Source organism: Streptomyces sp. ITFR-16 (genome assembly GCF_031844705.1).
In the GTDB taxonomy this organism is placed as follows: domain Bacteria; phylum Actinomycetota; class Actinomycetes; order Streptomycetales; family Streptomycetaceae; genus Streptomyces.
Genome location: NZ_CP134609.1, coordinates 5040286 through 5054280, shown reverse-complemented (window position 1 = coordinate 5054280; position 13995 = coordinate 5040286). Strand labels below are relative to the sequence as shown.

General features: G+C 71.1%; 8 protein-coding genes. 3 read left to right on the top strand and 5 right to left on the bottom strand.

Translation table 11 applies throughout. The features are described from left to right. Positions 1-28: 28 nt before the first annotated feature. Both RLT58_RS22415 and RLT58_RS22410 read right to left on the bottom strand, forming a co-directional pair. On the bottom strand, positions 29-3574 hold the full coding sequence (locus tag RLT58_RS22415) for a bifunctional glycosyltransferase/CDP-glycerol:glycerophosphate glycerophosphotransferase (RefSeq protein WP_399131665.1): 3546 nt from the start codon (positions 3572-3574) through the stop codon (positions 29-31). Between the two features lie 324 nt (positions 3575-3898). Next, a complete protein-coding gene (locus RLT58_RS22410; protein ID WP_311312159.1) occupies positions 3899-4516 on the bottom strand; it encodes a TetR/AcrR family transcriptional regulator in 618 nt (205 codons plus the stop codon). Between the two features lie 159 nt (positions 4517-4675). Here RLT58_RS22410 and RLT58_RS22405 point away from each other — a divergent pair, with 159 nt between their 5' ends. Beyond that, positions 4676-5608 carry an ABC transporter permease gene (locus RLT58_RS22405; RefSeq protein WP_311312158.1) on the top strand — a complete coding sequence of 311 codons (933 nt, stop codon included), beginning with the start codon at positions 4676-4678 and terminating at the stop codon, positions 5606-5608. Between the two features lie 19 nt (positions 5609-5627). Continuing rightward, positions 5628-6407: an ABC transporter ATP-binding protein gene (locus RLT58_RS22400; RefSeq protein WP_311314606.1), complete on the top strand. Its 780-nt coding sequence runs from the start codon at positions 5628-5630 to the stop codon at positions 6405-6407. A 69-nt stretch (positions 6408-6476) separates the two neighbouring features. Here the strand turns inward: RLT58_RS22400 and RLT58_RS22395 are convergent, their stop codons facing one another. Further along, complete coding sequence (locus tag RLT58_RS22395; RefSeq protein ID WP_311312157.1) at positions 6477-11507, bottom strand: NAD-glutamate dehydrogenase; 5031 nt, start codon at positions 11505-11507, stop codon at positions 6477-6479. A gap of 397 nt (positions 11508-11904) precedes the next feature. On the opposite strand from RLT58_RS22395, the gene RLT58_RS22390 reads away from it, so the two are divergent. Then, a complete protein-coding gene (locus RLT58_RS22390) occupies positions 11905-12471 on the top strand; it encodes a DJ-1/PfpI family protein (RefSeq protein WP_311312156.1) in 567 nt (188 codons plus the stop codon). Between the two features lie 34 nt (positions 12472-12505). Here the strand turns inward: RLT58_RS22390 and RLT58_RS22385 are convergent, their stop codons facing one another. Next, positions 12506-13180 (bottom strand): HAD family hydrolase, encoded by a 675-nt coding sequence (locus RLT58_RS22385; protein ID WP_311312155.1) that lies wholly within the window; start codon positions 13178-13180, stop codon positions 12506-12508. A gap of 82 nt (positions 13181-13262) precedes the next feature. Next, entirely contained in the window at positions 13263-13769 is a 507-nt protein-coding gene (locus tag RLT58_RS22380; RefSeq protein WP_311312154.1) for a DUF6912 family protein, read from the bottom strand. Between the last annotated feature and the right edge of the window lie 226 nt (positions 13770-13995).

Genomic DNA, 13995 nt, shown 5'->3' with positions numbered 1-13995 from the left:
GGCGGGGGCGGTGGAACAGGGGCGTGGACTACAGCATCTTGTCGACGACGCGGGCGGTCGCCCGGCCGTCGTCGAGGTCGCAGAAGTCGCGGCGGAACGCGGCGTACGCCTCCGCGTGTCCCGCGATGGCCCGCTCCGGGTCGCGCAGCGCCTCGATGAGGTCGTCGGAGCCCGGGATCAGGGGTCCGGGCGCCCGCGACTCGAAGTCGAAGCTGAACCCGCGCAGCGTGTCGCGGTAGTGCTCCAGGTCGTACGTGTGGAACAGCATCGGGCGGCCGGTCTGGGCGAAGTCGAACATCAGCGAGGAGTAGTCGGTGACCAGCGCGTCGCTGATGAGCATCAGCTCACCGACGTCCGGGTAGCGCGAGACGTCGCGGACGAAGCCGGTGCCGCTGTCCGGGAGCCGGTCGGTGACCATGTAGTGACGGCGCACCAGCAGGACGGTGTCCGCGCCGAGTTCGCGCTCGGCGGCGGCCAGGTCGAGCTGGAGGCCCAGCGAGTAGCGGCCGCCGCCCAGGCGCTGGTCCTCGCGCCAGGTCGGCGCGTACAGCACGACCCGCTTGCCCTGCGGAATCCCGAGCTTCTCCCGTACCGCCTGGGCGACCTTGGCGCGGTCGGCGGCGTGGAAGAGGTCGTTCCGGGGATAACCGCACTCCAGGACCTCGCCCTCGAAGCCGAACGAGCGGCGCAGGACGGGGGTGGAGTACGTGTTGGGCGAGACCAGGAAGCTCCACTGCCGGGCCCGCTGTTCGAGGGTGGCGATGTAGGCGGCGTTCGCCTGGACGGTGCCCGCGAGTTCGAGGCCGATGCGCTTGAGCGGGGTGCCGTGCCAGGTCTGGACGACGGTCTGGCCCTCGCGCCGCTCGAACCACTCGGGCAGCTGGGTGTTGGTGACGATGTGCCGGCTGCGGGCCAGCGCCTCGTGCCAGGCGACCGAGCCGTGCTCCACGGCCTTGGCGCCCGCGGGGACGATGGCCTGCTGGTCGCGGACGACCCACAGGTGTTCGAGGTCCTCGCCCCGGGAGACCAGCTCCTCGTAGACCGCGCGCGGCGAGTCGGAGAACTGGCGGCCGTCGAAGCTGCTGTAGAGGGCGGCCGCGCGCAGCGGCTCGCTGCGCTGGGCGGCGTAGGACTCGCTCAGCAGCTTCTTGGCCCGCAGCCCGCGCTCGGACGCGCCGAGCACCGGCGCGGAGACGACCAGCAGCTGGTCGCCGAAGCGGCGCTCGATGGTGTAGTCGCGGCCGGAGAGGTGCCGGGTGACGGGCAGGGTGGCGAAGGCGGAGGCGGGGATGCGCAGCGCGATGTCGCCGCTCTCGTCGGCCGCGCCCTTCTCCCGGAAGAAGAAGTACCAGTTGCCCTCGCCGAGCGGCAGCGCGCCGCCGGGACCCTCGACGGCGTCGGGCCGCAGTTCGGCGCGGAAGCGGCGGGCGTCGTCCGGTCCGGAGAACTCGACCGGGAAGAGCGCCTCCTCGCGGTGGCTGCTGTTCTGCGCGACCAGCTCGACGGGGTGCTCGGCGTCCTCGGGGAACGTCCCCTCCAGGAACAGCTGCCCGTCCTCGGTCCAGCTCGCCAGCTCGACGGAGGGCTGCACGGGCCGGTCGCTGATCAGCAGGTTGCCGCGCGAGCTGGCGACGAGGGCGAGCTCGCGGCGGCCGCCGTCCGTGCCGTCGGCCAGCGGGTAGCGGCCGGGGAGCACGGGGCCGGGCACGTCGAGCGAGGCCTTGAGGCCCTTGGGGCCGACCAGGTGGACGCTGTACGCCATGCTCTTGGGCGCGCCGTCCGCGGTGGGGCGCGCCTCGGTGACCGCGGCGAGCGGGATCTCGGCGGTGAAGCGGCGCCAGCCGGCGGCGGAGGACTCGGCGCCCTCGCCGACCGCGGCCGGGACCTCGTACGTCGTCTTGGTGGCCGCGTGCGTGAGCCGCAGCTTCAGCTCGCCCTTGACGAGGCGGTCGCGGACCGTGCCGGAGACCCGGACGGTGCCGGCGGCCTCGCCCGGGCCGTGGGTCTCGAACCGGGCGTCGACGCGCTCGGCGGTCAGCACCAGCTTGTCGCCGTCGAAGGCGGACACGATCCGGTGGTCGCCGTCCGGCCGGTGGACCGGCGGGGCGACGGAGGCCTCGCGGACGGAGGGGAAGGCGCGGCGCAGCAGGCCGTTCCTGGCGATGCCGATCTCGAACTGCCAGGTGAGCTGCTTGGGGCTGCCGTCGGCGCCGATGCGGAGCTTGGACGCGTCGACGGCGGTCTCGAAGCCGGAGCGGTGGTAGTCGTGCAGGCTCTGGCGGGAGCGGGCGGTGGCCTCGGGCTCGTCGACCCGGCGCAACCGCAGCGGGACCACGTTGCGCCGGCCGGCGCGCAGCCAGCCGATCCGGAACTCGCTCGGGCCGGAGCCGACGGGCAGGTTGCGGATGTACGCGTACCCCTTGAGGTGCAGCTTGCCGTCGCGCCACTGGGCGTCGCGCAGCCGGGCGGCGAGCGGCAGGTCGCGGTCGGCGACGCGCAGCACCGCGCCGGGCACCGGGCGGCTGAGGACGGGGTAGTGGGCCTGGCGGCGGCGCACGCCGCTGACCTCGAAGGCCCCCGGCTCGCGCTTGTCGTAGGCGAGCAGGGCCAGCAGGTCGTCCATGCGGTGCTCGCGCACCAGGTACCACATCACGCGCAGGCGCAGCGGCAGACCGTCCAGGACCGACGGGTCGACCTGGTCGATGAACTCGTTGGTGTACGTGAGGAAGGCGGCCCGGTACTCCTCGTCGCCGTCGGGCAGGACCTCCATGAAGTACCAGAGGTCGTTGGCCAGGGCGTGCGACTCGTAGTGGTTCTTGTCGGCGGCCGTGCGGTTCTCCGCCAGGAAGGTGGAGACCCCCTGGACGTGCGCGACGCGGTCGCGGACGCCGCGGACGACGGCCCGGCTGGTGGTGATCGAGCCGGGGCGGTCGCGCCAGTGGTAGACCGGGTCCTTCACGATGTCGACCGAGCCGGCCAGGAAGTGGGCGGGCAGCACGACGGGGATGTCCTCGTAGAGCGCGCCGACGGGGAAGGCGAACCCGTGCTTGTCCCAGAAGGAGCGGCGGAAGACCTTGTTGCAGGCGATCCGGTCGCCGAGGAGGTCCAGGTCGCGCGAGACATGGGTGCGCTTGCGGGTCGTCGCCATGGGCTTGCGGAACATCGGCGACTGCTGGAGCTTGCCGCCGGCGCGCAGCCGCAGCACGTTGCCGGACGCCAGGTCCGAGCCGGTCTCCTCCAGCGACTCGACGAGCAGCTCGTAGGCGTTCGGCGGGATGATGTCGTCGCTGTCGCAGAAGGCCAGATAGCGGCTCTCGGGGTCGCAGTTGCGGACACCGGTGTTACGGGCGTGGCCCAGCCCGCCGTTCTTCTGGCTGACCAGCTTGAAGCGGTCGTCCTGCGCGGCGAACTCGGCGGCCAGAGCTGCACTGCCGTCGGTGGACCCGTCGTCGACCATCACCACCTCGAGGTCGGTCATGGTCTGCTCCGCGAGGGACTTCAGGCAGTCCGTCAGGAAGAGTTCCACGTTGTAGACGGGGACAACGACACTGAGCCGTGGCGGCATGTTGAGCACGTCCGTTCATCGGGGGCCTGGCTATCCGTAAATGGCTCAACCGTATGAACGGTCGGGGGTCACCGGTTACGGTCCCGAACGAGTGACTACGCCTGCACCGTGCTCACCCCGCGTGCAGCGCCGCTCCGCTCCGAACGGATCCCGGGTTCGTCCTTCGGCGGTGACGGCGGTGCCTGGGGCTTCGCCCGGACGGTCCGGGAGCACGCTGAACGCGTGCGCCGGTGAGGTCCGGTGGGCGGCCCGTCACCAGACTAGCCGATGGAAGGGTGACCCCTACAAGCACGCCCACACACGTGATCGAGCCCTCACCCGGGCGGGGCCCGCTCAGCGGGTGAGGGCGGCCACGGCCGAGGCGGCGAGGTCGTCCAGATAGCCCGGCGGCAGCTCACCCCGGACCACCGCGAGCCGCCAGTACAGGGGCCCGACGATCAGGTCGAGGGCGCGGTCCGGGTCGCTGTCGGGCGGCAGCTCGCCGCGCGCGACGGCGTCCCGTACGACCACGGCGGCGACGCCCTGCTGGGGGTCGAGCAGGGCGGCCTTGATGGTGTCGGAGATCTCGGGGCTGCGGGCCGCCTCGACCAGCAGGTCCGGGATGACCTGGGAGGCGAGCGGGTGGCGCAGGGCGTACGCGGCCAGTTCGAGCACCGCGCGCACGTCCCCGTACAGCGATCCGGTCGCCGGGGCGGGCATGCCCTGCACCGCGACGGCGGAGACCAGGTCCAGGACCAGGTGCAGCTTGGACTTCCAGCGGCGGTAGACGGCGGTCTTGCCGACGCCCGCCCGCCGGGCGATGCCCTCGATCGACATCCGGGCGAAGCCGACCGAGGCCAGCTCCTCGAACACCGCACCGCGGATCGCATCGGTCACGTCCTCGCGCAGCACGGCGGCTCCGGCGGGGACACGGCGGCGGCTTCCCGGGTCGGTGGTCATGGCCCGAATCATAGTCCGTGACGACGGAACGGTTGCGTTGCGACGTCGGAACGTCCTACCCTCGGCGTGACGACGATACGGTTGCGTCCCGTCGCCATCGGGCGTTCACCTGCCCTTCCTCTCCCCGTCCTCCTGCCTTCTCCTCCTCCCGCCTTCTCGTCGAAAGCGATCGTGGTGAGCCAGACAACAGCCCCGGCGGACGCCCCGCCGTCCCTCTCCCCGCCCGTGTACGCACCGGGCGAGCTCGCCGCCCTGGCCGCGGCCCACGGGCTGACCGTGAGCGGGGCGCGGCCGTCCCTGCCCGCGTACATCCGACAGCTGTGGGGGCGGCGGCACTTCATCACGGCGTTCGCCACCGCCAAGCTCACCGCCCAGTACAGCCAGGCGAAGCTCGGCCAGATCTGGCAGATCATGACCCCGCTGCTGAACGCGACGGTCTACTACTTCATCTTCGGCGTCCTGATGAAGACCAAGCACGGGGTGCCGGACTTCGTCCCGTTCCTGGTCACCGGGGTCTTCATCTGGACCTTCACCAGCTCATCGATCACCGCGGGCACCCGGGCGATCAGCGGCAACATCGGGCTCGTACGCGCCCTGCACTTCCCCCGGGCCTCGCTGCCGATCGCGCTCGCCCTGCAACAGCTCCAGCAGCTGCTGTTCTCGCTGGGCGCGCTGACGCTGATCCTGCTGGCCTTCGGGCAGTACCCGCGCCCGTCCTGGCTGCTCGCGGTGCCGGCCCTGGCGCTGCAGGCCGTCTTCAACACCGGCATCTCGATGGCCATGGCCCGGCTGACCGCGCGGACCCCGGACATCGCCCAGCTGACCCCGTTCGTCCTGCGCACCTGGATGTACACCTCGGGCGTCATGTGGAGCATGGAGACGATGCTCAAGGGCACCGATGTCCCCGCCGCCGTGAAGCTGGCGCTGGAGGTCAATCCCTCCGCCGTCTACATCGACCTGATGCGGTTCGCACTCATCGACAGCTTCGGGCCGGGGCAGCTGCCCCCGCACGTCTGGGCCGTCGCCGCGGGCTGGGCGCTGCTGTGCGGCGTCGGCGGCTTCGTCTACTTCTGGAAGGCCGAGGAGAGTTACGGACGTGGCTGACATGGCTGACAGGACCGAGATGGCCGACCGCGCGGATCCGGCGGTTCCGACGGTCGTCGTCGACGACGTCCACATCACGTACAAGGTCAACGGAGCCCGTACCGGCCGGGGCAGCGCCACCTCGGCCCTGAGCCGGCTGACCTCGCGCCGGCAGGCCCCCGGGGTCCGCGAGGTGCACGCCGTGAAGGGGGTCAGCTTCGCCGCGTACAAGGGAGAGGCGATCGGGCTGATCGGCTCCAACGGCTCCGGGAAGTCGACCCTGCTGAAGGCCATCGCCGGACTGCTGCCCGCCACCCGGGGCCGCGTCCACACCCACGGCCAGCCCTCACTGCTCGGGGTCAACGCGGCGCTGATGAGCGATCTGACCGGCGAGCGCAACGTGGTGCTCGGCGGGCTCGCGATGGGCATGACCCGCGCCGAGATCCGCGAGCGCTACGACGACATCGTCGACTTCTCCGGCATCAACGAGAAGGGCGACTTCATCACCCTGCCGATGCGGACGTACTCCTCCGGCATGGGCGCCCGGCTGCGCTTCTCGATCGCCGCCGCCAAGAACCACGATGTCCTGCTGATCGACGAGGCGCTGTCCACGGGCGACGCGAAGTTCCAGCGCCGCAGCAAGGACCGGATCATCGAACTGCGCCAGCAGGCCGGCACGGTCTTCCTGGTCAGCCACAACAACAAGTCGATCACCGAGACCTGCGACCGGGCGATCTGGCTGGAGGCGGGCACCCTGCGGATGGACGGCCCGGCCGGAGAAGTGGTCGCCGCCTACGAGAAGTTCACCAAGAAGAAGTAACGCCCCACTCGACGGCGAGGCGGCCACCGGATCACGTCCGGCAGCCGCCTCGTCGCTCAAGCCCTGCGCCTACGCGTGCGTACGCAGCAGCGTCCGCATCGTCCGCATGGCCACCGACAGATTCGCGAGATCGAACGCGTCCGACCCCTGGATCTCCTCCAGCGTGGAGCGCGACCGCGTCAGGATCGCCGCGTTCTTCTCCTCCCACGCCTCGAACCGCTCCTGCGGCGTGGACGCCCCGTTGCCGACGCTCAGCACGTCGCCGGTGAGCGCCGCGTGCGCGGCGTACAGGTCCTCGCGGATGGAGGCACGGGCCATGGACTGCCAGCGGTCGCCCCGCGGCAGCTCGATGATCCGGTCCATCAGCTGGGTGATGCCCAGCCGGTCCGCGAGGTCGTAGTACACCTCGGCGACGGCCAGCGGGTCCTTGCCCGTACGGTCCGCGATCGCCACGATGTCGAGCGCCGGGAAGGCGGACGAGAATCCGGCGACCCGCTGTGCCAGCTCCTCCGGGACGCCCACCTCGGTGAGCTCGTCCAGGATCGACCGGTACCACTCCTGGTCGGCGCCCTTCAGCATCTTGGGCAGCTCGGCCCAGACCTGCTCGACACCGGACCGGAAGAACTCGATCGTCTCGGCGATCTCCAGCGGCTGCGGCCGGTTGCCGAGCAGCCAGCGCGAGCCGCGCTCGACGAGCCGGCGCGAGTGCAGCCGGATGCGGGTCTGCACATCGGCGGCGACCTCGTTGTCGAGGGCCTCGACCGCGTCCCACACCTTGCCGAGCCCGAAGATCTCCCGGGCCGCGAACTGCGCCCGCACGATCTCCTCGATCGAGGCTCCGGTCTCCTCCCGCAGGCGGTGCAGGAAGGTCGAACCACCGGAGTTCACCGTGTCGTTGACCAGGACCGTGGTGATGATCTCCCGCCGCAGCGCGTGGCCGTCGACCGCGTCGGGGTACTGCTCGCGCAGCTGCCGGGGGAAGTAGGCGTGCAGCAGCTTCTGCAGATGCTTGTCGTCCGGCAGGCTGGTCCCGATCAGCTCCTGCGCCGCCGTGATCTTCGTGTAGGCGAGCAGCACGGCCAGCTCGGGCTGGCTGAGCCCCTTGCCGGCGTTGAGCAGCTCGCGGATCTGGCGGTCGGTGGGCAGGAACTCCAGGGCCCGGTCGAGGTAGCCGTCGCGGCCCAGCCGGCGCATGAAGCGCTGGTGGGCGTGGAGCAGCGAGGGCGCCTGCGCGACCGCGTTGGCGAGCGCGGTGTTCTGCGCGTAGTTGTTCCGCAGCACCAGCCGGCCGACCTCGTCGGTCATCTCGGCGAGCAGCTTGTTGCGCTGCTTGACGGTCATGTCGCCGTCCCGGACCAGACCGTTGAGCAGGATCTTGATGTTCACCTCGTGGTCGGAGGTGTCCACACCGGCGCTGTTGTCGATCGCGTCGGTGTTGATCCGGCCGCCGGCCCGGGCGAACTCGATCCGGCCGAGCTGGGTGGCGCCGAGGTTGCCGCCCTCGCCGACGACCTTGGCCCGCAGGTCCTCGCCGTTGACGCGGATCGCGTCATTCGCCTTGTCGCCGACGTCCGCGTTCGACTCGGCGGAGGACTTGATGTACGTACCGATGCCGCCGTTCCACACCAGGTCGACGGGGGCCTTGAGGATGGCCTGCATCAGGTCGGCGGGCATCATCTTGGTGACCCCGGCTTCGATGCCGAGTGCCTCGCGGATGTGCGCGTTGACCGGGATGGACTTGGCGCTGCGGGGGTAGATGCCGCCGCCGGCGGAGATCAGGTCCTTGTCGTAGTCGGCCCAGGAGCTGCGCGGCAGGTCGAAGAGGCGGCGCCGCTCGGCGTACGAGGTGGCGGCGTCCGGCTTCGGGTCGATGAAGATGTGCCGGTGGTCGAAGGCGGCGACAAGGCGGATGTGCTCGGAGAGCAGCATTCCGTTGCCGAAGACGTCGCCGGACATGTCGCCGACGCCGACGACGGTGAAGTCCTCGGTCTGGGTGTCGTGGCCCAGCTCGCGGAAGTGCCGCTCGACGGAGACCCAGGCGCCCCGGGCGGTGATGCCCATGCCCTTGTGGTCGTAGCCGGCCGAGCCGCCGGAGGCGAACGCGTCACCGAGCCAGAAGCCGTAGTCGACGGCGACCTCGTTGGCGATGTCGGAGAACTTGGCGGTGCCCTTGTCGGCGGCGACGACGAGGTAGGTGTCGTCCTCGTCGTGCCGGACCACGTCCTCGGGCGGCACGACCTCGCCGGCCACCATGTTGTCGGTGATGTCCAGCAGCGCCGAGATGAAGGTGCGGTACGAGGCGATGCCCTCGGCCATCCAGGCGTCACGGTCGACGGACGGGTCGGGCAGCTGCTTGGCGACGAAGCCGCCCTTGGCGCCGACCGGCACGATGACGGTGTTCTTCACCATCTGCGCCTTGACCAGGCCGAGGATCTCCGTACGGAAGTCCTCGCGCCGGTCGGACCAGCGCAGGCCACCGCGGGCGACCTTGCCGAAGCGCAGGTGGACGCCCTCGACGCGCGGCGAGTAGACCCAGATCTCGAACGCCGGGCGGGGCGCCGGGAGGTCCGGGATGGACTGCGGGTCGAACTTCATCGAGACGTACGCGTGCGGCCTGCCGCCCTCCGCGTGCTGGAAGAAGTTGGTCCGCAGGGTGGCCTTGATGACCGTGAGGAACGACCGCAGGATCCGGTCCTCGTCCAGCGAGGCGACCTGGTCCAGGGCCCCGTCGAGCTCTTCGAGGAGCCCGTCGGTGAGCTCCGTGCCGGCGCTCTGGCGGCTCGGCGACATCCGCGCCTCGAAGAGCGAGACCAGCAGCCGGGTGGTGTGGACGTTGTTCTGGAGCGTGCTCTCCATGTAGTCCTGGCTGAAGGTCGAACCGGCCTGGCGCAGGTACTTGGCGTAGGCGCGCAGCACCATCGCCTGCCGCCAGTCGAGCCCGGCGCTCAGCACCAGCGCGTTGAAGCCGTCGTTCTCCGCCTCGCCGGTCCAGACGGCCGCGAAGGCCTCCTGGAACCGCTCGCGGGCGCCGTCGGCCAGATAGCCGGAGCTGCCCGTGCCCTGCGGCATCCGCAGCCCGAAGTCGTAGATCCAGGCGTGGGTGCGGTCGGCGCAGCGCAGCTCGTACGGCCGCTCGTCGACGACCTCGACGCCGAGCCGCTGGAGGGCCGGGAGGACCGCGGACAGGGAGACCTGCTCACCGGTCCGGTAGATCTTGAAGCGGCGCTCGCCGGGGGCGGCGCCGACCGGCTCGTACAGGCTGAGGGCGAAGTCCTTCTCGCCCTCCTTGAGCGCTTCGAGGTGGACCAGGTCGGCCACGGCGGCGCGCGGCGAGTGGTCGGCCTTGTAGCCCTCGGGGAACGAGTGGCCGTACTGGCGCAGCAGCTCGGCGGCGCGCTCCTCGCCGCATTCGGCGCCCAGGGCCTCCTGGAAGCCGTCGGCCCAGGAGCGGGCCGCCTCGACGAGCCGGGCCTCGATGCGGTCGGCCTCGGCGTCCGTGAGGCTGGGCAGCTCGCTGCCGGGGGCGACCCGGACGACGAAGTGCAGCCGGGAGAGGATCGACTCGGTGTTCCAGGCGGTGAAGTCGACGCTGGTGCCGTTCAGCTCTTCCTTGAGGATGTCGATCAGCCGCAGCCGGACACCGGTGGTGTAGCGGTCGCGCGGCAGGTAGACGATCGCGGAGTAGTAGCGCCCGTACTCGTCCTGGCGGAGGTAGAGGCGCAGCCGGCGCCGCTCCTGGAGGTAGAGCACCGAGGTGACGATGGAGCGCAGCTGGTCGACGGGCGTCTGGAAGAGCTCGTCGCGGGGGTAGGTCTCCAGGATCTGCAGCAGGTCACGGCCGTCGTGGCTGTTGTACGTGAACCCCGCGCCCTCCAGCACCTCGGCGACCTTGCGGCGGATGACCGGCACCCGGCGCACGGACTCGGTGTAGGCGGCGGACGAGAACAGGCCGAGGAAGCGGCGCTCGCCGATGACGTTGCCCTCGGCGTCGAACTTCTTCACGCCGACGTAGTCGAGGTAGCTGGGGCGGTGCACGGTCGCCCGGCTGTTTGCCTTGGTCAGGACGAGGAGCTTGTGCTCCCGGGCCTTGGCGCGGGCGTCGGCGGGCAGCCGGTCGAAGGACGGGCTGACCGGGTGGGCCTCGTCCTCGGTGTGCTGCGGGTCGGAGCGCAGGATGCCGAGGCCGGTGCCGGGGACGGCGGCCAGCGCGTCGGAGTCCTTCAGCTCGTACTCGCGGTAGCCGAGGAAGGTGAAGTGGTCGGCGGCGAGCCAGCGCAGCAGCTCCCTGGCCTCGTTCACCTCGTCGTCGGCGAGGTCGTCGAGCGGCTCGCCGGGCAGGTCGTCCGCGATGCGCAGCGCGGCGTCCCGCATCTTCTCCCAGTCCTCGACGGTCTCCCGCACGTCGGACAGGACCCGCAGCAGGTCGGTCTGGATCTGCTTGAGGTCGGCGCGGTCGGTCTCGCGGTCGATCTCGACGTGGATCCAGGACTCGACGACCGCGTCGTGGGGCAGCTCGGCCTTGGCGTCCTTGGCCCCCTTGGCGTTCTTGCGGCCGGTCTGGGGGCCGGTGGAGATGCCGGCGCCTTCGGTGAGGACCTCGACCAGCTTGCCGGTGACATCGCGGCGGACGATGACCTGCGGGTGGATCACGACATGGATGCCGCGGCCCTGGCGGGACAGCTCGTTGGTGACGGAGTCGACCAGGAACGGCATGTCGTCGGTGACGACCTCGACGACGGAGTGGCTGCAGGTCCAGCCGTTCTCCTCGACGGTCGGGGTGTGCACCCGGACGTTGGCCGTGCCCTGGGGGCGGTTCTCGGCCAGCCGGTAGTGGGAGGAGGCGGCGCCGAAGACATCGACCGGGTCGCGGCCCGCGATGTCCTCCGGAGCGGTGTGGAGGTAGTAGCGCTGGAGATAGGAGAGCAGCACGTCCTGGCGCGGACGCTCCTGCTCCGGCCCGGTGCCGTCGTCCCCGGCGGCCGCGACGTGCACCCGGGGGGTACCGCCCGGGCCGCCGGCACCACCGCCCGGGCTGTTGTCAGCTACCTTGGCGGCCCGTGCGAGCAGCTCGGCCTTGGCTTCGTCCAGCTTGGTCTGCATGTCCTCTGGCTCCTGTCGCGCGCCGTTGCGTGACGTAGGTGAAAAAGACGGCGTAACGCCACGACGCGGGGTTTCCGGTCTGGGACGACGCTATGCCGCAATGAGAGATGCCCGGGACCTTATTGGCCATTTTTGGCGTTCGGGCCGGGCCGAGGGGATCAGTCAGGGCCCGGGCACGGTGGCACTCCGGGCGCAGGCCGGGGGCTTCGCTGCCCCCGAGGCGTATCGCGCTGATCACGGGGTCCAGGCTATCTCCCCCGTACCCGTCACCGTCACGAGCCGCATGTGTACAAAGAACGCCGCGAATTTTGACACTCTGGACAGCGCGCGGGGCCGTCCTGTCGCACTCTGGAATCCGGGAGCAGGAACAGGCCGACGCACCGTGGGGAGCCCCGCCATGGCACCGAAGATCCTGATCGTCACCGGCGACGCCGCCGAGTCGCTCGAAGTCCTCTATCCGTACCAGCGGCTGCGCGAGGAGGGGTACGAGGTCCATGTCGCCGCCCCTTCCCGCAAGACGCTGCGCTTCGTGGTCCACGACTTCGAGCCCGGCTTCGACACCTATACGGAGAAGCCCGGCTACACCTGGCCCGCCGACCTGGCGTTTCACGAGGTCGACCCCGACGACTACGTGGCGCTCGTGGTCCCCGGCGGCCGGGCACCCGAATACCTCCGCAACGACGCGGACCTGCGCACGATCCTCTCGGCGTTCTTCGACACGGACCGCCCGGTGGCCCAGATCTGCCACGGTCCGCTGATGACGGCCGCGGTCGGCGCGCTCAAGGACCGCCGGGTCACCGCCTATCCCGCGCTGGAGCCGGACATGGGGACGGCCGGAGCGTCCTTCGAGGACACCGAGGTCGTGGTGGACGGCACCCTGGTCTCGTCCCGCGCCTGGCCGGACCACTCGGCGTGGATGCGCGCGTTCCTGACCGTGCTCCGGTCGAAGGCGCCGGTGAGCTGAGCGCGGAGCCCGGGGCGGACCGCCGCCGCGCCGGCTACTGCCCGCCGAACTGCTCGGCCAGGGCGATGGCCTCGGACAGGGTGTCCACGACGGGCACCCCGGCGGCCTCCAGGCTGGCCCGGCTGTGCGACCCGCCCGTGTACAGCACCGCCCTGGCGCCGACGTGGGCGGCGGCCACCGCGTCGTCCACGGCGTCGCCTATGACCACGGTGTGCTGCGGGGATATCCCGTCCAGGGCCGCGAAGTGCCGCTCCATGTACTCCGCCTTGCTGCCGCCGGAGGGGCCGGTGCGCCCGTCGACGCGGACGAAGTGGCGCTCGATGCCGTAGCCGCGCACGACGGGCAGCAGCTCCTCGTGCCGGTACATGCTCATGATCGACTGGCTGCGGCCGGTCAGCTGCCACTGGGCGAGCAGCTCGGCGGCCCCCGCGGTCAGCCCACAGGCGTCGCGCTGCTGCGTGTAGTGGCGGTGGAAGACGCCGTCCATCCGCTCCCACTCGGCGTCCGTGGGCAGCCGGCCCATCAGCCGCTCGTAGAAACGGGGTATCGGGATGCAGTACATCTCCCGGTACTGCTCGACCGTGATCGGCGCCAGGCCGACCTCGCCGAACGCGGCATTCGTCGCACCGACGACCGCGGTGTTGTCGTCGAGCAGCGTGCCGTTCCAGTCCCAGACCAGATGCGTGCGGTGATTCCCGTTCGTACCCATATCGAGAAAAATACCCGCCGCCACCGACAACCGAACAACGCCCGAACAAACCACGCGGTCAGCGGGTCATCGGCTCAGCGGGTCAGCCGATCAGGTTCGGGATCTCCTGCACCCCGAACCACAGCAGCTCGTGGTCCTCGGCGCCGTCGACGGTGAACTGCGCGTCGTCGTCCCCCAGATCCGCCGCCCCCAGCGCGGCGGCGGCCGCCGTGACGTCCTTGTCCGCCTCGTCCGCGTCGACGTGCACCGCAGCGGCGGCGGTCAGCGCCACGGCGGAGGCGATGGTGACCTCACCGAGCGAGGAGCCGTCCAGGAGGGGGGCCGGATCGGCGACCGCGGCCCCGTCCGGCACGTCGACGGCGACGACGACCCGGCGGCGGGCCGCCCCCGGGTCCCCGGCGATCAGCCGCAGCGACGCGGACGCGGCCCGGGTGAGCGCCGCGTACTCCAGCTCCTCGATGTCGTCGGAGACGTACCACTCCCGCAGCGCGGGGGTCACCGCGTAGGCGGTCAGCGGGCCGGGACCGACTTCGCCGGCCCGGTGCGCCGCTGCGAGACCGGCGAGGGTCAGGGGTACGTACACGCGCATCGCTGGGCCGCTTTCGTAGTCGGAAACGCCCTCAGGATACGTGCGACGTCCCCCTTTGGGGTTACGCGTGGGGCCCCGGGCCCGTCCACCCGGCGACCGTTCCTCACCCTGCCCGGCCCGTCCCCGGCCTCCGCCCCGGGCCGGGTCCGCCACCCGGATAGGTGAAACGAGGCCCCCGCACCACCGGCCGCACCGACGCTTGCGGCCGCCTCCGCCGCCCCCGTAG

Excerpts from the sequence above, each read along its gene's own strand:
- RLT58_RS22410 (WP_311312159.1), bottom strand. The coding sequence starts at position 4,516 with ATGATTCGGGCCATGACCACCGACCCGGGAAGCCGCCGCCGTGTCCCC.
- RLT58_RS22400 (WP_311314606.1), top strand. The coding sequence starts at position 5,628 with ATGGCCGACCGCGCGGATCCGGCGGTTCCGACGGTCGTCGTCGACGAC.
- RLT58_RS22395 (WP_311312157.1), bottom strand. The coding sequence starts at position 11,507 with ATGCAGACCAAGCTGGACGAAGCCAAGGCCGAGCTGCTCGCACGGGCC.
- RLT58_RS22390 (WP_311312156.1), top strand. The coding sequence starts at position 11,905 with ATGGCACCGAAGATCCTGATCGTCACCGGCGACGCCGCCGAGTCGCTC.
- RLT58_RS22385 (WP_311312155.1), bottom strand. The coding sequence starts at position 13,180 with ATGGGTACGAACGGGAATCACCGCACGCATCTGGTCTGGGACTGGAAC.
- RLT58_RS22380 (WP_311312154.1), bottom strand. The coding sequence starts at position 13,769 with ATGCGCGTGTACGTACCCCTGACCCTCGCCGGTCTCGCAGCGGCGCAC.